Origin of the sequence: Acinetobacter sp. AND/436, assembly GCF_049546925.1 — a bacterium.
GTDB lineage: Bacteria > Pseudomonadota > Gammaproteobacteria > Pseudomonadales > Moraxellaceae > Acinetobacter > Acinetobacter indicus.
In genome coordinates, this window is the sequence record NZ_JBMXBO010000011.1 from 19,319 (window position 1) to 36,531 (window position 17,213).

A 17,213-nucleotide genomic window follows, 5' to 3' on the forward strand; every position below is an offset into this window, starting at 1 on the left:
TGCCTGCATGCGGTCAAATGTTGCTTCCCTTCCAACCTGTACCCCAGAATTTTTGATTCTATCTGATCACCTATGAATTTAACCGAACTCAAGAAAAAACCGATTGGCGAACTCATCAAGATTGCCGAGTTTATGGGCCTTGAAGGAATGGCTCGTAACCGTAAGCAAGACATTATTTTTGCCATCTTAAAACGTCATGCAATGAATGGCGAAGAGATTTTTGGTGATGGCGTGCTCGAAATTCTGTCAGATGGTTTTGGCTTCTTACGCTCTGCAGCAGGCTCTTATTTAGCCGGTCCTGACGATATCTATGTCAGCCCTTCGCAAATTCGTCGTTTTAACCTGCGTACCGGTGACACCATTACCGGCACCATTCGCCCACCAAAAGAAGGCGAACGTTATTTTGCCCTGTTAAAAGTTAACCAGATTAACTACGACACGCCAGAAAACTCGCGCAATAAAATCCTGTTTGAAAACCTGACCCCGCTGTTCCCAACCGAACAACTGGTCATGGAACTTGGTAACGGTACCACTGAAGATTTAACCGCGCGTGTGGTTGACTTGGTTGCGCCAATTGGTAAAGGCCAGCGTTCAATTATTGTAGCGCCGCCAAAAGCTGGTAAAACCATGTTATTACAAAACATCGCCCAGTCGATTGTACGTAATAACCCGGAAGTATTCCTGATTGTTCTGCTGATTGACGAACGTCCGGAAGAAGTGACCGAAATGGAACGTACCGTGCGTGGTGAAGTGGTTGCCTCAACCTTTGATGAATCTCCAGCCCGTCACGTACAAGTGGCTGAAATGGTAATTGAAAAAGCCAAGCGTCTGGTAGAACACAAAAAAGATGTGGTGATTCTGCTTGACTCGATTACCCGTTTAGCGCGTGCCTATAACACCGTGGTGCCATCTTCAGGTAAAGTCCTGACTGGTGGTGTCGATGCTCACGCACTGGAACGTCCAAAGCGTTTCTTTGGTGCCGCACGTAATATTGAAGAAGGCGGCTCACTGACCATCATCTCAACCGCGTTAATTGAAACCGGCAGCAAGATGGATGAAGTGATTTACGAAGAATTCAAAGGTACCGGTAACCAGGAAATTACGCTTGATCGTCGTATTGCCGAAAAACGCGTGTTCCCTGCCATGAACATCAAGAAATCAGGTACCCGTCGTGAAGAGCGCCTGATGTCTGAAGACAACCTGCGTAAGGTCTGGATTCTGCGTAAGCTGCTGCATACCCAAGATGAACTGGCAGCCATGGAATTCCTGCTGGATCGTATGAAAGAAACCAAAACCAATGACGAGTTCTTTGATCATATGAAGCGTAAAGCCAGCAACTAAGATCAAAACTTTTTAAAAAGGCCATCGTATAACGATGGCTTTTTTATTTCGGTTGACCATCTTTACATAAAGATACAATTGGACGTTTTCTGTGTAAACTTATTTTTAAGTAAATGATTATAAATAAGTATTTCAAAAAAAACCTATAGTTTTTAATGATTTAAATCGCCTTTCGCCAATATAAACTGAACTCTTGATTGTTATTTTCTGTTAAAAAACAACGCATTTTAGGGCTTTTTTCGGCATTTTTTAGAGCAAGCTAGTAGTAATTAAAAAAACTCAGTGATAGCATATTCGCAGACCAGTTAGACTGCTCCTGCGTTGTTAGTGCCTAACAAAATTAGGAATAATAAAAGCATATAACAGGCTAACGTCGGTTTTTTTTAATCTCAATTTTTTAGAGAGTGATGCCATGTTATTCAAAAAAATCGCTATTGCTGCTGCAGTTGCTACTACTTTAGCTTTCGTTGGTTGTGCTAAAAAAACTGAAGAAGCTGCTGCTGACGCTAACCAAGCTGCATCTGAAGCTGTTGTAGCTGCTTCTGAAGCTGAAGCTGCTGCTGACGCTGCTGCTGTTGAAGCTGCTTCTGGCGTTGATGCTGCTGTAGACGCTGCTGCTGATGCTGCTGACACTGCTGCTGCTGCTGCTACTGACGCTGCTGATGCTGCTACTGATGCTGCTGATGCTGCTGTTGACGCTGCTGCTTCTGAAGCTCAATAATCTTAGATTATTGACAAAAAGAGAGCCTTTTGGCTCTCTTTTTTATTGTCTGAATATTTCTTACAACATCTCATCATCACATACAAGGAACACGGTAATACCTGCCGTTAGAACCTCAGCCCTTACTTTTTTAGCGGCATAAAAAAGCAGATCAATCGATCTGCTCATTTCCAACACGTTGGCGGAACTTCTGTCCGGCACGGAAGGTTACCACCCGGCGTGCAGAAATCGGAATTTCTTCACCCGTCTTCGGATTTCGGCCTGGACGTTGACGTTTATCACGCAACTCGAAGTTACCAAAACCTGAAAGTTTCACCTGCTCCCCAGAGATTAGCGCCTGGCTAATCTCATCGAAGAATAACTCGACCATTTGTTTCGCTTCACGACGGTTTAAACTCGTGAGCTCACTTAAATGATCAGCCATTTCTGCTTTTGTTAATGCTGTCATGAAGCCCTCAATGTCGCTTGATAAGTGTTTTCTAACACTTGTAGGATATTGTCCATACCTGATTTAATTTCAGCATCTTCAAGCGTACGTGTCGGATGTTGCCATAACAGTGCAAATGCCAATGAGCGTTTACCCGCTTCAACACCTTGACCAGTGTACACATCGAATAACCAGGTTGAATGCAGAAGCTCGCCGCCCGTTTGTTCGATAAGTTGCTGAATTTCGCTAACATTAATCTTATCACTAATTAAAAGCGCAATATCACGTCTTACCGACGGAAAACGTGATAATTCTGTAAAATTAGATACATAAGTTTGCAAAACAGCCTGCTGATCCAGTTCCGCCACCCAAGTGGTGCCCAAATCCAGTTCATTTTCCAGAGATGGATGCAAACGGCCCAAATAACCAATTGACTGACCATTGACCAGAATCTCTGCAGATTGGCCTGGATGCAACCAGCTACGCTCTGAGCGTACATATTCGACCTGTACACGACCTGCTGCCAGCAACTCTTCAACTTCACCTTTCAGGTCAAAGAAGTCCATGGCTTGTGGCTTGCCATGCCATGATTCTGCTGTTTTAGCGCCCACAGCAATCATTGCCAGGGTTGGAATCTGTTTCAGGTCATGAATTGAGGCTGCGTTCTGATAATCAAAACGTAAACCCAGTTCAAAGAAACGCACACGGCTTTGCTGACGGTTAATATTGTACTGTACGCAAGGAATCAGGCTCGACAGCAAGGTTGAACGCATCACCGCCAGATCGCTTGAAATCGGGTTCGCCAATGCCAGTGGGTTGACCGCTGCATTTAGCTGTTTTTCCAGTTTCAGGTCAGCAAAGCTAAAGCTGATTGCTTCCTGATAGCCCAAAGTCACCAGGGTTTGACGCAGCTGTGCCACTTCAAACTGATCCTGATACTTTGCCAGTTTAGTGTCAATCACCGGCAGGCTGATTTGAATATTGTCATAACCGTGAATACGCGCGACTTCTTCAATCAGGTCCTGGTAAATGGCCATGTCATAACGATGCGATGGCGGTACCACAGACCATTGACCTTGCGCTTTTACCGTCACTTCACAACCCAAGCGTGTTAAAGCATCGGTAATAAAGTCTGAATCTACGCTATAACCCAGCAGCTGATCGACCTGTGCCTGTTTCAGTTCAATCGCGTCACGTGTTGGCAATACTGCTGCATTTTCCGCCACCGTAATTGGGCCAAACTCACCGCCTGCAAGCTCAGAAATTAACTGAGAGGCACGGTGCATGGCGATCAATGGCAGTTCAAAATCCACACCACGCTCATAACGCTGAGAGGCATCGGTATGCAGGCCAAAACGGCGCGCACGACCGGCAATATGCAGCGGTGCAAAGAAAGCAGATTCCAGGAAGATTTCAGTGGTTTCATCGGTAACCGATGAAGACAGACCACCCATGATACCGGCAATCGCCAGAGCTTTTTCATCATCGGCAATCACCATGACATCGTCTTGCAGTTCTACTTCTTGTTCATTCAATAGAACAAGTTTTTCGCCCCCAGTCGCCTGACGCACCTGTACAGCACCTTGCACTTTTGCAGCATCAAAGGCATGGAGTGGTTGACCCAGTTCCATCAAGACATAGTTGGTAATATCAACCAGAATGCTGTGCTGACGGATACCCGAACGTGCCAATGCGCGCTCCATCCATTCAGGCGTCGCGGCTTTGGTATTCACGTTCTTGATCACACGACCTAAATAACGTGGACAGCCTTCAGTCGATACAACCACTTTCTTTTCATCAGCAATGCTTGCAGCCATTTCTTTAATTTCAGGCGCAGTCACAGGCAGTTGGTTAATCACCCCAATTTCACGTGCGATCCCACGAATACTGAAACAATCACCACGGTTTGGCGTGATGCTGATGTCAATCACGTTGTCATCTAGGTCCAGATATTCACGGATGTTGACACCGACCGGTGCATCCACAGGAAGTTCTAATAGACCGTCGATTTTATCTTCTAAGTCAATTTCAGATGCACCGCAGAGCATGCCTTGTGATTCCACACCACGCAGTTTGCCTTTCTTGATTTTAAAATCGCCTGGTAATACTGCACCAATAGTTGCCACAGGTGCTTTCATCCCAGCTCGTACGTTTGGCGCGCCGCAGACGATTTGTAAAGGCTCACCGGAACCAATGTTCACCGTCGTTACACGTAAACGGTCTGCATCTGGATGTTGTTCAACCGTCAGCACTTCACCAACCACTACACCAGTAAATGGTTTTGCAGCTGGAGATAAATCATCAACTTCCAAACCCAGCATGGTTAACTGGTCAGAAAGTTTTTCGCTATCGATGGCTGGGTTGACCCACGTGCGTAGCCAATTTTCGCTAATTTTCATTAATATAAAACCTGTAATTCAAATCTCTAAAATCCCCCTCTAACTCCCCCTTAAAAAAAGGGGGAGAACCCTATGTCACCGATGGACAACCCCTCTCCTTTTAGGAGAGGTTAGGGAGAGGTATAAATTTGTTTTAAGCAAACTGGCGTAAGAAACGCACATCATTCTGGTAGAACATACGTAGGTCGTTAATGCCATAACGCAACATTGCAAAACGCTCTACGCCCAGACCAAAAGCAAAGCCTTTATATTTATCCGGATCAATACCTGCCGCGCGTAATACATTTGGATGCACCATACCGCAGCCCAGCACTTCTAACCATTTACCGCGCTCATCCATAATATCCACTTCAGCACTTGGCTCGGTGAACGGGAAATACGACGGACGGAAACGGACTTTCAAATCTTTTTCAAAGAATTCGTTCAGCAAGTTCACCAGTAAACCTTTCAGTTCAGCAAAGCTGGTGTTTTCCGCCACGTACAAACCTTCAATTTGGTGGAACATTGGTGAATGCGTCTGGTCGGAGTCACAGCGATAAACACGGCCCGGGCAGACAATACGAATTGGCGGCTGCTGGGTTTCCATGGTCCGAATCTGTACACCAGAGGTATGGGTACGCAGTAAATGAGTCGCATCAAAATAGAACGTGTCGTGCATGGCTCGGGCCGGGTGATGGCCTGGAATATTCAGCGCTTCAAAGTTGTGATAATCATCTTCAACTTCTGGGCCAGTAGCCACAGTAAAGCCGGCTTTGGTAAAGAACTGGCAAATACGCTCTTGCACCTGAGTTACCGGGTGAATGGAGCCAATGGTCTGACCACGGCCGGGTAAGGTAATATCCACCGTTTCGCTGGCAAGTTTTTGTTCTAATGCCGCTTGCTGTAATGCTGCCTGACGCTCGGTTAATGCAGTATTAATGGCTTCACGCACCGCATGGATTTGCGCACCAAACGCTTTACGCTGTTCAGGATCCATTTTACCAAGTGACTTAGATTGTTCCGCGAGCTGGCTTTTCTTCCCCGTAAATTGCACCCGTACTTGATCGAGTGTAGCAAGGTCGTCTGCTGCTGCAATGGCAGCGAGCGCTTCAGTGGTCAGGGCTTCCAGTGACATAGTAACTCTCAAAGCAACAAATTTTGAATATAATTAAAAAACCCCACATTCTAACAGTTTTTGGACAGTAGAATGAAGTTGCATTGCAGGAAAATTAGATTGGCATCGCAATTTGGAAAAAGTATAAGATAATCAAAATATCAATGAGATCAAACACTATGGCGCTCGATCAAATTTGGAAACAGCAACTGACCCTGGTCACCTATGGCAATGAATATCTGAGCCAAGATTTGAGTTTCAGTCGCTGGCGTGCGCATCCCATTTTTAATCAGCACCTGTTCTGGTTTCGTGATTTAAATTCCCAGCATCTGCTGGCCCAGCATTTTGAAATCTGGCTGGAAGGCTTAAAACGCCAGGGTACAACCCGACTGAGTCTGCACAATGCCAGTCTGCTGGTCGATGAAAAAAATCCCAATGCCAATGTCGAGTTACTACCCTACCCGCATTTTATTGTCAGCCATGAAGCACATAAAAAATTTGCCTGGATTTGTGGCAAGGAATTGCCGGAATGGTATAACGCCGACAATGATTATGAATTTCCACCGGCACAGCGGATTGAACTGCGCCAGGAAACGTTCTGGCGTTATGAACTCAATAGTAAGCTGGCCAAAAAGGTAGAGGCCGATCTAGAACCCGCTCACTGGGATGAAATTCATCTGTTTACCGAGCAGGAGCTGTTTTCCCATACACTGGCGGCCGACTTTCAGCCACCTGAACAGCAGAATTTACCCTATTATGGTGTTCCGCTTACGGCAGATACACCTGATCCGCATCAGCTGTCTTTATTACCGACTCACTATCAGGCCGATTATGCACATCGCATGCTGTACCGTTTAGAAGCGCTAAAAGATGATATTCAACAGAAAATCCAGCATCCCTATAATGCAGATAATGAAGTGCTGAGTCCGGAAGAGCAGCTTGACCTGCGCCATTTTGCCCAGAAGCTGGATGATTTAAGCGCCAAATTTATTGTCAAGGTGGCCAACCATTACCAAAGCGCCCAGCTGACGCCTGTCGCACAGCCGAATCCGCTGGAACCGTTCGCATCTGACAACAAGGCTACCCATGCGCAAGCAGCACATTCAGCCAAAGTCCCGTCTCATCATAAAGTTGGTGCGACTGGAGTGATCAAGCTGATTCTTATTACTGTGGTAATTTGTTTATTAGCCTATTATTTCGGACTTTAAACGCGATTCAGAAACCGTTCAACCTCAGCGACCGAGGTCAGCCGAATCCAGTGCAGATGGGCATATTCGGGAGATTGCATCAGCTGCAGATAATGCCGGCGATTTTTCTGATGGGTTTTAATCATCCACCAGACAATCGAATCGCGGCTAAACAGCTGTCTGATCGTTTCCCGATTATTGGAATTAGGCCAGAGGGTTTGCTGTGAAACCGCGCGCTGCACGGCGCGTTGTACAGAACGCAGTAAATTGCTATGAAACGGTAAATCCAGCCAGATGATGGTATCGGCCTGCGCCCATTTAATGGGAATGGTGCGAGTATAGTTGCCATCAATCACATAGCCATTGGGTGCCTGCTCAATGGCTGCCTGAATTTTGGCAAAAAAATCTGTATCAGCACTTTGCTGCCAGTCATCTAACCAGAACAGATTATCCAGCTCGATATAGGCCAGTCCCAGCTTTTCTGCCAGCGCCCGGGCAAAGGTCGACTTGCCTGTAGCCGAAGTACCAACCACATTAATTCGCTGCATACAATTTCCCTACTCTATCATTCAGACCCTGATTCTGCGCAATAAAAAGACCGCATAAAGCGGTCTTCTTTTAAGTCACGAGGACTTAGGCAGCCAATGCACCTTTCGCTTTTTCAGCTAAAGCAGCAAATGCAACTGCGTCATGCATAGCGATGTCAGCAAGTACGCGACGGTCGATGATCACTTGAGCTTTCTTCAAACCAGCAATCATACGGCTGTAAGACAAGCCGTTTTGACGAGCACCAGCATTGATACGCGCAATCCATAGAGCACGGAATTGACGTTTCTTCTGACGACGGTCACGGTAAGCGTATTGACCTGCTTTGATTACCGCTTGGAACGCTACGCGATATACGCGTGAACGAGCACCATAGTAACCTTTAGCACGAGCAAGAATTTTTTTATGACGGCGATGAGCCTGTACACCACGTTTTACACGAGCCATTTATAAATCTCCTTAGATGTATGGGCACATACGACGAACTGAAGCAACGTCACTCACGTGAACCATTACACAGCCGCGCAATTGACGGATACGTTTAGCAGATTTTTTGGTCAAAATGTGGCGTTTGAACGCTTGTTTACGCTTGAAACCGTTAGCAGTCGCTTTGAAACGTTTAGCTGCACCACGGCGAGTTTTTAACTTAGCCATAACAACCTCTTTTAAGTACCTGTTCGGCTCATTTGCACCATTACAAACGACCTGCAGGTAAGGGAGCACGTATTCTAAAGCATCTTTGTCTAAAACAAAAGCAGATATTGCAAAAGTCGCTCGCCTTCTATCGGCAGATGAAGCTTTTTGCAATTAACAGCCTTTCTCCTTGTTATTGAGCAGCCAAAACATGCAGATGGAACCTCTTATTTTTATAGCGGAAGACTTGTACTGAAGCCCGATTCAGGAAATACTGCGCAGCGTTCCTTCTTTTGCCCAACAACAAGCTAATCCTCATGAAAAAAACCATTTGCCTGAGTCTGTGTCTGGCGCTGCCGCTTAGTGCCACGCTTGCCATTGCTGCCCCTGCCAAACAACTGCAAGTACAAAAAACCTCGGCGTTGGCCTCCCATCTGACCACGCGTATTCAATGGACCGAGTTTCCGCAGCTGCGTTATAGCAATGCCGATTTAAAGCAGCAAAACCGCGCGGCCATTTTACGGATTCATGCCGATGAATCGGGGCAAATCAACAAGGTCACGGTACAGGAAAGCACTGGACTAAAATCTTTAGATCAGCTGATTAGCCAGGCAGTGAAACAAGCCAAAATCAAACCACATCTGGTCGATGATACCCCGGTTCCAGTGATTGGTTATCAGGTCTTTCATCTGGATTTAAAAGATACTGCTCAGGACTGCCACTACAGCTTTGACTCGACTGTCTGGCAAGCGCAGCAAGCCGGCGCAAAAAGCGCGTTTCAATATCGCAGCCAGCCTCAACTGAACGTCACCGAAGATGAGTTAAATGGTCATGCCCGCCGGATTCAGTTCAAAATGAAAGCCGATAAATACGGCAACATCCACAAGGTTAAAATTCAGCAAGGTTCCGGCCGTTATGCGCTGGACCAGAAACTGATTCAGGCGCTGCAAGGTGCACAGGTCGATGTACCACGCAAATTCTGGATCTATAAAAATCCAGCCTGAAAGATGAAGTCCGTTTTCAGCCAGCAGAATGTGAGGGCTAAACTAGAACATGGCATAAGCCAGATAAATAAACAGATAACGCCCGATTTTGGCTACACTCACCATCAGCAGAAATCGGGCGAAGTTTTCTTTCATTAAACCGGCAATTAGGGTGATTGGATCACCAATCACCGGCACCCAGCTCAGCAGTAAGGACCAGAAGCCATATTTCCGATAAATCTGCTGTGCCTGCTGCAGCTTGGGTTCAGACACCGGAAACCAGCGCTTGTCTTTATACTGCTCGATCTTGAGTCCTAACCACCAGTTCACACAGCTGCCCAGAATATTGCCCAGACTGGCGATGGCTATTAAAGCCATCACCGAATGTTGCTCTTGAATGAGCAGGCCCAGTAATACCGCTTCAGATTGCAACGGCAATAAGGTAGCCGCCCCAAAGGCCGACAGAAATAACAGCAGATAAGCCATAACAGATGCAGTTAACAGGTTCTGCCCATCTTAACTGAAATCACAAAAAAAGCACCCGAAGATGCTTTAGGTGATTTTATGATGATTATTTAAACCTGAATCGCCAGGGCCCGTTGTACTGCCGGACGGGCGGTTAAACGCTCAATATAATCCTGCACATGCGGATAATCTTCTAGCGGAATCTGCTGCCATTCATGGCGTAACAACCACGGTAAAATCGCCATATCGGCAATTGAATATTCACCGGCTACATATTTCTGCCCGATCAGCTGCTTGTTTAACACGCCATACAGACGTTTGCTTTCATTGACATAACGCTCGGTGGCATAGGCTATACGCTCGGGTGCAAAGCGGCTAAAGTGATGGTTCTGCCCCAGCATCGGGCCTAAGCCACCCATTTGCCACATCAGCCACTGCTCCACCTCTACCCGCTCGAGCTCATCTACCGGATAGAACATACCGGTTTTACGGCCCAGATATTGCAAGATCGCCCCCGATTCAAAAATCGAAATCGGCTGGCCATTCGGTCCATCCTGATCGACGATAGCTGGAATTTTATTGTTGGGAGAAATGCGCAGAAAATCTGGCTGGAACTGGTCGTTTTCAAGGATGTTAATCGGGAAAATCTGGTATGGCAGCGCCATTTCTTCTAAGGCAATCGTAATTTTATGACCATTGGGCGTGCCCCAATAATAAAGATCAATCATGTGTATATCCTTGCGCTCTTGTCGTTGTCATGTGTTATTGCTCTGCCGTTAAAGATACGAGATAAGCCTGAGCAGGGCAACTGTTGTCACATAAAAATTAAACACCAGAGATGACCCGCAGCTGTTCGAAAGTCACCGAGCTTTTATCATGCAAAGTATGCTGAGCTGCTCAACATACCGAACGATCATTATGTCAAAATATTAGTGACCTCATAAACTGTAGTCACAAAAAAAGCACTGCTGGGCAGTGCTTTTTTGATTCGGAGATGCTTACTTTTTCTTTTTCGGTCCAAGCAGCATACCCATTTGACGACCTTCCATTTTTGGCGCCTGTTCAACTACACCAATTTCAGCTACATCCGCTTCAATTTTCTGTAATTGTGCCAGACCCAATTGTTGGTGCGCCATTTCACGACCACGGAAACGCAGTGTGATTTTGACTTTGTTGCCTTCTTCCAAGAACTTTAAAATGGCACGCAGTTTTACGTTGTAGTCACCTACATCGGTTGCTGGGCGCAATTTAATTTCTTTTACCTGCACTTGATGCTGCTTTTTCTTGGCATCTTTTTGCTTTTGCTTCAGGTCAAACAAGTGCTTGTTGTAATCCATGATTTTACAAACAGGCGGCTCTGCATTTGCCACAATCTCAACGAGGTCAAGATCTGCATCCTCTGCAGCACGCAATGCTTCCGCTAAAGAAACAATTCCTTTTTGTTCACCATCCGCTGCAACGAGGCGTACTTCTTTTGCACGGATCTCGTCATTAATTGCAGGGCGGTTACTCTTAGCACCTTGTTGTTGGTTACGGTCAGGCTGTTTAATCTTTCTTACTCCACAATGTACCGGCCGCGTTCGGCAACGGCTGCTTTTACTAGGTCAACGAAAGCATCAATTGACATAGTACCCAAATTTTTTCCTGAGCGGGTACGCACGTTCACTGTACCTTCCTCTACTTCACGGTCGCCAAGAACCAGCAAGTAAGGAATACGCTCTAAAGTACGTTCACGAATCTTAAAGCCGATTTTCTCATTTCTCAAGTCAGAAATCGCACGAATACCGTTTTCTTTCAGTTTCTCGACGACTGACCCACAGGCTTCAGCTTGCGCGTCGGTAATATTCATTACACAGGCTTGTGTTGGCGATAACCAAGGTGGCATAAAGCCTGCATAATGCTCAATAAGTATACCAATAAAACGCTCAAAACTTCCAAGAATCGCACGGTGTAACATTACCGGCTGATCACGGTCGTTATCTTCCGTCACATAAGAAGCATCTAAACGTTCTGGCAAGTTAAAGTCACACTGAATGGTACCGCACTGCCATACACGGCCTAAGCAGTCTTTCAATGAGAATTCAATTTTCGGACCATAGAATGCACCTTCACCCGGCTGTAATTCCCAGGCCAGACCCGCTGCATCCAAAGCATCGGCCAGTGATTTTTCCGCCAGATCCCACAGTGCATCATCACCGACACGTTTTTCAGGACGAGTCGATAACTTCATTTGCACATCTTCAAAACCAAAGTCTTTGTAGACGTCTAAGGTTAATTGAATAAAGTCAGCAACCTCTTGGCCAATCTGCTCTTTGGTACAGAAAATATGCGCATCATCTTGAGTGAAACCACGTACCCGCATAATACCGTGCAATGAACCCGATGGCTCGTTACGGTGACATGAACCAAATTCTGCCAGACGGATTGGTAAATCACGATACGACTTTAGGCCCTGGTTAAACACCTGCACGTGACATGGGCAGTTCATTGGCTTCACTGCGTAGTTACGGTTTTCAGAATGCGTGGTAAACATGTTTTCCGCATAGTTCGCGGCATGACCCGATTTTTCCCATAAGGTGAAATCGACCACCTGCGGAGTACGGATTTCCTGATAACCGTTGTCCTGCTGCACTTTACGCATGTACTGTTCCAGCACCTGGTAAATGGTCCAGCCATTTGGATGCCAGAACACCATACCCGGCGCTTCTTCCTGCATATGGAACAGGTCTAAGGCTTTACCAATTTTACGGTGGTCACGCTTTTCTGCTTCTTCAATACGTTTGATGTAGGCAGCCAGCTGTTTTTTGTCAGCCCAAGCGGTACCGTAAATCCGTTGCAGCTGCTCGTTCTTGGCATCACCGCGCCAGTAAGCACCCGAGATTTTGGTCAGCTTGAACGATTTTAAGAATTTGGTATTTGGTACGTGCGGACCACGGCACATATCCAGATAGTCCTGATGGTAGTACAGACCCATTTGAGTTTCTTCAGGCATGTCTGCAATCAGGCGCAGTTTGTATTCTTCGCCACGCGCAGTGAATTCAGCAATAACTTCATCACGCGGGGTCATTTTTTTCACAACATCGTAGTCCTGGTCGATGAGCTTTTTCATACGCTCTTCGATGGCCGCCATGTCATCTAAAGTAAATGGACGTGGCATCCAGATGTCATAGTAGAAACCTTCTTCAATGACCGGACCAATCACCATTTTTGCTTCAGGGAACAATTGTTTTACCGCATGGCCCACCAGGTGCGCACAAGAATGACGAATAATTTCGACCCCTTCTTCGTCTTTCGGTGTGATGATTTGTAAGGTGGCGTCTTCGGTAATTAAATCGCAGGCATCGACTAAACGATCGTTCACACGACCTGCCACAGTATTTTTGGCAAGACCCGGGCCGATGCTTTGTGCAACTTCCATCACAGATACGGCTTGATCAAATTGTTTTTGATCACCATTCGGCAAAGTGATAATTGGCATAGAAAATCCTTAAGGAGTGATGCCCCGTACCATGGAGCATGTCACCGCGAGATTATGATCGAGGAGAACCTCAAAAGATAAAAAACGGTGGTAAATAAAAAATCGACTAGAATTTTACACGTCTTGGCGCGGTGATTAAACCTTTTCTCCGAGAAAATTCAAATTAAGCCTCGTGTTTATGCTTAATTTTTTCCGATTTAAAAAAATGTGCTGCATGGGCCAATTTTATTTCCGGATTTACCACTCAAATGGATGATGTGGCTTTTTATATGCTGATCTGGCCAATCTATCTGCAACTGCCATCATCAGCTGCACCCAGATAAAAAAGAAATATCTCCATACAATTTTACCGGATCAAAAAAGGTTTATATTTCAGGTGATAGCGTGCCTATTCAGCAGCAATACCGCTCACTCGACTAAAGAATAACTGCAAGCCTGCACTGAAATGAATATCTTTAAACCAGAGAAACAATAAATATGATTAGGGAGTAATAATAATGGTTAGCGCATATGATCAATTGCCGCGTACCCCTGCCAATTTCGTGGCCTTGTCTCCACTGAGATACCTTGAACGCGCTGCTTATATCTACCCGCATCAGGACGCCATTATTCACGGTAAACGCCGCATTACCTGGCGAGAAAAATATCAACGTTGCCGCCAGTTTGCCCATCAGCTACAACAGCTGGGGGTCGGCAAGAATGATACCGTGTCCACCTTACTCCCGAACGTACCAGCCATGCTGGAAGCACATTTTGCCGTACCAATGGCAGGCGCCGTCCTCAATACCCTCAACACCCGGCTCGATGCCAAAAGTCTGGCCTTTATGCTGGAACATGCCGAATCCAAAGTGTTACTGGTTGATCCGGAATTTTCTGCCGTGGCCAAAGAAGCGTTGGCGCTGGTGCCACAAGAAATTTTTGTGATTGATGTTGAAGATGAGCTGTACGAGCAGTGCTTTACTGCCCCGATTGGCCAGATTGAATATGAAGACTGGCTGGCTGAAGGCGATGCCAATTTTGAATGGTCACTTCCACAAGATGAATGGGATGCGATTAGCCTGAACTATACCTCTGGCACCACCGGCAACCCGAAAGGCGTGGTCTATCATCATCGTGGGGCTTATATCAATGCCGCCAGTAATATTATTGCCTGCGGTATGACCCCACGTGCCACCTATTTATGGACCTTGCCACTGTTCCACTGCAACGGCTGGTGTTTTGCTTGGACCATGGCAGCCAATGGCGGTACCAATATCTGCCTACGTAAAGTCGATCCTGAGCTGATTTTTAAACTGATTGCTGAACATAAAGTTGATTACTTCTGCGGCGCACCGATTGTACTGTCGATGCTGATTAATGCTCCGGAACAGCAACAGATCAAAATTGAGCATCGCGTAGAAGTGATGGTGGCCGGTGCTGCACCACCTGCGGCGATTATTGAAGGGATGCGTAATCTGTGCATTAACGTGACCCATGTTTATGGCTTAACTGAAACCTATGGCCCATCGGCGCTATGTGCATCACAAGCTGGCTGGTCTGAGCTGACTATTCAGGAACAGGCTCAATTGCATTCACGCCAAGGCGTGCCGTATCCGCTGCAAGATGGCATGAAAGTCCTCGACCCGGAGACCATGCAACCGGTACCGAACGATGGCGAAACCATGGGCGAAATTATGTTCCGTGGCAATATCGTGATGAAAGGCTATTTAAAAAATCCGGAAGCGACGGCCGAAGCCTTTGCCGGTGGCTGGTTCCATACCGGCGACCTGGCCGTTTGCCAGCCGGATGGCTATGCCAAAATTACCGACCGCTCCAAGGATGTGATTATTTCCGGCGGTGAAAATATTTCCTCGCTGGAGGTTGAAGAGGTGCTGTACCAGCACCCTGCGGTCCTCACCGCGGCAGTGGTGGCCAAACCGGATCCGCGCTGGCAGGAAGTCCCGTGCGCCTTTATTGAAATTAAAGAAGGTAAAACCGTGACCGAAGATGAAATCATTGCCTTCTGCCAGCAGCATCTGGCGCGCTTTAAAGTGCCAAAAGAAGTGGTGATTACCGAGATTCCTAAAACCTCGACCGGCAAATTACAGAAGTTTGTATTACGTGAATGGGCCAAAGAACGCGCTGTCGGCGAGTTTGGTTAAAGCCAGCCGAGATGTTGATGCGGGTCATAGTGCCCGTTTTCAAATCAGTCACCCAAAAATGAACCGCAATAAAAAAACGACTCCATTGAGTCGTTTTTAATGGCTTCGGACCAGATGAAGTCTGATTAGCTTAATTGTCAGATAACAGCGCCACTTGCTGCACATAGTTAAACAATTTTAACTTGGATGCTTCCAGCTCTGCTGCGGGCATTTCCACTTTCAAATCACGGTGAATGCGCAACACATGCTGACGCAGGGTATGTCGTTCTGCCGCATTATAAGTTTTGCAGAAATCATTAATTACCGGATCACCATCTTTAATAATCCGCTCGACCCAGCGTTGCAGCTGTGCAGTTTTTTTGGCACCCTGCTGCGGGGTTAAATAAGACAGAATCACCGATTCATCTTCATTGCGCAGCAGTTTCCCAATCCGCTGGAACTGACGGCGACGCGCCTCATGCGAACTGATATTCTGCACTTCAATGAGTGCATCAATTAAACGCTCATCTACAGGAAGCTTTTGAATTTGCTTCGGGTTCAGTTGAGCCAACTGCTCGCCCAAAGCAGCCATACGCTGTACGGCTTTTTTCTGTTCAGTTTTACTTGCACGTCCTTCTAAAGATTCGAAATCATCTTCGGTAAAACGGTGCGGTCGACGTGCCACGATTAATCTGCCTCGTAAAATTTTGCTGCAAAAAGTGCCTGAATTTCAGATAAAGCTTGTTCTTCATCTGCACCTTCAATCACTAAACGTAAAGTTGTGCCCTTACCTGCGCCGAGCATGAGCAGGGACATGATATTTTTTGCATCGACCAACTTGTCACCTTTGCCAATTTGAATGGACGAACGGAATTTCGTGGTGACTTCAATCAGTTTGCCTGATGCACGCGCATGTAAACCTAGTTTATTAATTACGTCAACAGTTGTGTCAATCATGACCAGTGCTTCATTTCCCGGTGTAAGACTTGAATAGACCATTGTGCCTCAAGTGCCTTTTTTAGTCTATCCACCATATAAACAGATCGGTGCTGCCCACCGGTACAGCCAATAGAGATGGTCATATAATGACGATGCCCTTCTGCAAATGCAGGTAGCCATTTATTTAAAAACTGATAAATATCCTGGAACATTTCATTGGTCTGTTCATGCTGTTCCAGAAACTGTTGCACCGGCTCATCCAGCCCGGAATATTTGCGCAAAGACAGATCCCAATGTGGGTTCGGCAAATGCCGGATATCAAAGACATAGTCGGCATCCAGCGGAATACCATACTTGTAGCCAAAAGATTGCAAAATCACAATCAGTTTATCGGTCTGACCCAGCTTCGACAGCAAGGTATGCTTTAAGTCATGCACACTCTTGTCGGTGGTATCAATGTGCACCGTGGAGCGCAGCTGAATCGGCATAAGCAGGACTTTTTCTTCCTGAATGCATTGATGCAGACTTTTAAACCGGCTGGCCAGAGGATGCGGACGGCGCGAAGCACTAAAGCGGGTGATCAGCTCCTGATCTTGGGCAGTCAGATAAATAATATCGACCGAGCCATGACCTTGCAGCTGTTCAAACACCTGGTCAAATTCCTGCAAATTGGCGCGGGTACTGCGTACATCGACCCCTAGCGCCAGCTGTTCCAGATTATTTTCCAGATCAAGCTTGGCCACAATTTCGGGCAGCAATGCCAGAGGAAGGTTATCAATACAGTAATATCCGAGGTCTTCGAGAACCTGCAAAGCCGAGGATTTTCCTGAACCTGATTGTCCGGTCACAATCAAAATACGCTTCATGACAAGGCTGTCCTT

The 17,213-nt window shown here is 46.4% G+C and carries 17 protein-coding genes and 1 pseudogene; 5 read left to right on the forward strand and 13 right to left on the reverse strand.

What is annotated here, in order from left to right:
- Nucleotides 1-72 precede the first annotated feature (72 nt).
- A complete protein-coding gene (gene rho, locus ACPEPR_RS09750; RefSeq protein ID WP_005182456.1) occupies nucleotides 73-1,341 on the forward strand; it encodes a transcription termination factor Rho in 1,269 nt (422 codons plus the stop codon).
- Nucleotides 1,342-1,753: 412 nt separating this feature from the next.
- Nucleotides 1,754-2,062, forward strand: a complete 309-nt coding sequence (locus tag ACPEPR_RS09755; RefSeq protein WP_180083990.1) for a hypothetical protein — start codon at nucleotides 1,754-1,756, stop codon at nucleotides 2,060-2,062.
- Nucleotides 2,063-2,213: 151 nt separating this feature from the next.
- Here ACPEPR_RS09755 and ACPEPR_RS09760 read toward each other — a convergent pair whose 3' ends face one another.
- The 3 genes from ACPEPR_RS09760 to pheS form a co-directional block, all read right to left on the reverse strand.
- Nucleotides 2,214-2,510 carry an integration host factor subunit alpha gene (locus ACPEPR_RS09760; RefSeq protein WP_004649746.1) on the reverse strand — a complete coding sequence of 99 codons (297 nt, stop codon included), beginning with the start codon at nucleotides 2,508-2,510 and terminating at the stop codon, nucleotides 2,214-2,216.
- Nucleotides 2,507-4,888 carry a phenylalanine--tRNA ligase subunit beta gene (gene pheT / locus ACPEPR_RS09765; RefSeq protein ID WP_423562368.1) on the reverse strand — a complete coding sequence of 794 codons (2,382 nt, stop codon included), beginning with the start codon at nucleotides 4,886-4,888 and terminating at the stop codon, nucleotides 2,507-2,509. Before pheT ends, ACPEPR_RS09760 begins: the two co-directional genes overlap by 4 nt.
- A 133-nt stretch (nucleotides 4,889-5,021) precedes the next feature.
- Nucleotides 5,022-6,002: a phenylalanine--tRNA ligase subunit alpha gene (pheS, locus tag ACPEPR_RS09770; RefSeq protein ID WP_016659518.1), complete on the reverse strand. Its 981-nt coding sequence runs from the start codon at nucleotides 6,000-6,002 to the stop codon at nucleotides 5,022-5,024.
- Nucleotides 6,003-6,160: 158 nt separating this feature from the next.
- Between pheS and ACPEPR_RS09775 the strand changes: the two genes are divergently transcribed.
- Entirely contained in the window at nucleotides 6,161-7,189 is a 1,029-nt protein-coding gene (locus tag ACPEPR_RS09775) for a hypothetical protein (protein WP_423562369.1), read from the forward strand.
- On the opposite strand, the gene ACPEPR_RS09780 is transcribed toward ACPEPR_RS09775, so the two are convergent.
- The 3 genes from ACPEPR_RS09780 to rpmI all read right to left on the reverse strand — a co-directional run bounded on the left by ACPEPR_RS09780 (nucleotide 7,186) and on the right by rpmI (nucleotide 8,368).
- Nucleotides 7,186-7,716: an AAA family ATPase gene (locus ACPEPR_RS09780; protein WP_163146106.1), complete on the reverse strand. Its 531-nt coding sequence runs from the start codon at nucleotides 7,714-7,716 to the stop codon at nucleotides 7,186-7,188. The genes ACPEPR_RS09775 and ACPEPR_RS09780 overlap by 4 nt on opposite strands.
- A gap of 85 nt (nucleotides 7,717-7,801) precedes the next feature.
- A complete protein-coding gene (gene rplT, locus ACPEPR_RS09785) occupies nucleotides 7,802-8,161 on the reverse strand; it encodes a 50S ribosomal protein L20 (protein WP_005182440.1) in 360 nt (119 codons plus the stop codon).
- A gap of 12 nt (nucleotides 8,162-8,173) precedes the next feature.
- On the reverse strand, nucleotides 8,174-8,368 hold the full coding sequence (gene rpmI, locus ACPEPR_RS09790; RefSeq protein WP_001096359.1) for a 50S ribosomal protein L35: 195 nt from the start codon (nucleotides 8,366-8,368) through the stop codon (nucleotides 8,174-8,176).
- 296 nt (nucleotides 8,369-8,664) lie between these two features.
- Between rpmI and ACPEPR_RS09795 the strand changes: the two are divergent.
- Nucleotides 8,665-9,392 (forward strand): annotated as a pseudogene (locus ACPEPR_RS09795) (energy transducer TonB).
- A 1-nt stretch (nucleotide 9,393) separates the two neighbouring features.
- On the opposite strand, the gene ACPEPR_RS09800 reads toward ACPEPR_RS09795, so the two are convergent.
- From ACPEPR_RS09800 to thrS, 4 genes are all read right to left on the reverse strand, one after another.
- Nucleotides 9,394-9,816, reverse strand: a complete 423-nt coding sequence (locus ACPEPR_RS09800) for a YqaA family protein (RefSeq protein ID WP_005182435.1) — start codon at nucleotides 9,814-9,816, stop codon at nucleotides 9,394-9,396.
- 89 nt (nucleotides 9,817-9,905) lie between these two features.
- On the reverse strand, nucleotides 9,906-10,523 hold the full coding sequence (locus ACPEPR_RS09805; RefSeq protein ID WP_045795980.1) for a glutathione S-transferase N-terminal domain-containing protein: 618 nt from the start codon (nucleotides 10,521-10,523) through the stop codon (nucleotides 9,906-9,908).
- A gap of 270 nt (nucleotides 10,524-10,793) precedes the next feature.
- Nucleotides 10,794-11,345 (reverse strand): translation initiation factor IF-3, encoded by a 552-nt coding sequence (gene infC, locus ACPEPR_RS09810; protein ID WP_075167371.1) that lies wholly within the window; start codon nucleotides 11,343-11,345, stop codon nucleotides 10,794-10,796.
- 5 nt (nucleotides 11,346-11,350) lie between these two features.
- A complete protein-coding gene (gene thrS, locus ACPEPR_RS09815) occupies nucleotides 11,351-13,273 on the reverse strand; it encodes a threonine--tRNA ligase (RefSeq protein WP_016659522.1) in 1,923 nt (640 codons plus the stop codon).
- A gap of 497 nt (nucleotides 13,274-13,770) precedes the next feature.
- Here thrS and ACPEPR_RS09820 point away from each other — a divergent pair, with 497 nt between their 5' ends.
- Nucleotides 13,771-15,414, forward strand: coding sequence for an acyl-CoA synthetase (locus tag ACPEPR_RS09820; RefSeq protein WP_423562370.1), 1,644 nt, complete (start codon nucleotides 13,771-13,773; stop codon nucleotides 15,412-15,414).
- A gap of 130 nt (nucleotides 15,415-15,544) precedes the next feature.
- On the opposite strand, the gene yjgA is transcribed toward ACPEPR_RS09820, so the two are convergent.
- From yjgA to rapZ, 3 genes are read right to left on the reverse strand one after another with little or no spacing between them, the layout of a single operon-like run.
- The gene (gene yjgA / locus ACPEPR_RS09825; protein WP_168395666.1) at nucleotides 15,545-16,078 is read right to left on the reverse strand and encodes a ribosome biogenesis factor YjgA; all 534 of its coding nucleotides are present in this window, start codon (nucleotides 16,076-16,078) and stop codon (nucleotides 15,545-15,547) included.
- A 2-nt stretch (nucleotides 16,079-16,080) separates the two neighbouring features.
- A complete protein-coding gene (locus ACPEPR_RS09830) occupies nucleotides 16,081-16,350 on the reverse strand; it encodes an HPr family phosphocarrier protein (protein WP_034598158.1) in 270 nt (89 codons plus the stop codon).
- Nucleotides 16,347-17,198, reverse strand: coding sequence for an RNase adapter RapZ (gene rapZ, locus ACPEPR_RS09835; RefSeq protein WP_016659525.1), 852 nt, complete (start codon nucleotides 17,196-17,198; stop codon nucleotides 16,347-16,349). Before rapZ ends, ACPEPR_RS09830 begins: the two co-directional genes overlap by 4 nt.
- Between the last annotated feature and the right edge of the window lie 15 nt (nucleotides 17,199-17,213).

Bases quoted from the DNA above. Each gene is read 5' to 3' on its own strand.
- pheS (WP_016659518.1), bottom strand. From the start codon at position 6,002: ATGTCACTGGAAGCCCTGACCACTGAAGCGCTCGCTGCCATTGCAGCA.
- ACPEPR_RS09775 (WP_423562369.1), top strand. From the start codon at position 6,161: ATGGCGCTCGATCAAATTTGGAAACAGCAACTGACCCTGGTCACCTAT.
- pheT (WP_423562368.1), bottom strand. From the start codon at position 4,888: ATGAAAATTAGCGAAAATTGGCTACGCACGTGGGTCAACCCAGCCATC.
- ACPEPR_RS09830 (WP_034598158.1), bottom strand. From the start codon at position 16,350: ATGATTGACACAACTGTTGACGTAATTAATAAACTAGGTTTACATGCG.
- rpmI (WP_001096359.1), bottom strand. From the start codon at position 8,368: ATGGCTAAGTTAAAAACTCGCCGTGGTGCAGCTAAACGTTTCAAAGCG.
- ACPEPR_RS09780 (WP_163146106.1), bottom strand. From the start codon at position 7,716: ATGCAGCGAATTAATGTGGTTGGTACTTCGGCTACAGGCAAGTCGACC.
- ACPEPR_RS09800 (WP_005182435.1), bottom strand. From the start codon at position 9,816: ATGGCTTATCTGCTGTTATTTCTGTCGGCCTTTGGGGCGGCTACCTTA.
- rapZ (WP_016659525.1), bottom strand. From the start codon at position 17,198: ATGAAGCGTATTTTGATTGTGACCGGACAATCAGGTTCAGGAAAATCC.
- ACPEPR_RS09760 (WP_004649746.1), bottom strand. From the start codon at position 2,510: ATGACAGCATTAACAAAAGCAGAAATGGCTGATCATTTAAGTGAGCTC.
- thrS (WP_016659522.1), bottom strand. From the start codon at position 13,273: ATGCCAATTATCACTTTGCCGAATGGTGATCAAAAACAATTTGATCAA.
- rho (WP_005182456.1), top strand. From the start codon at position 73: ATGAATTTAACCGAACTCAAGAAAAAACCGATTGGCGAACTCATCAAG.
- ACPEPR_RS09755 (WP_180083990.1), top strand. From the start codon at position 1,754: ATGTTATTCAAAAAAATCGCTATTGCTGCTGCAGTTGCTACTACTTTA.
- ACPEPR_RS09805 (WP_045795980.1), bottom strand. From the start codon at position 10,523: ATGATTGATCTTTATTATTGGGGCACGCCCAATGGTCATAAAATTACG.
- rplT (WP_005182440.1), bottom strand. From the start codon at position 8,161: ATGGCTCGTGTAAAACGTGGTGTACAGGCTCATCGCCGTCATAAAAAA.
- ACPEPR_RS09820 (WP_423562370.1), top strand. From the start codon at position 13,771: ATGGTTAGCGCATATGATCAATTGCCGCGTACCCCTGCCAATTTCGTG.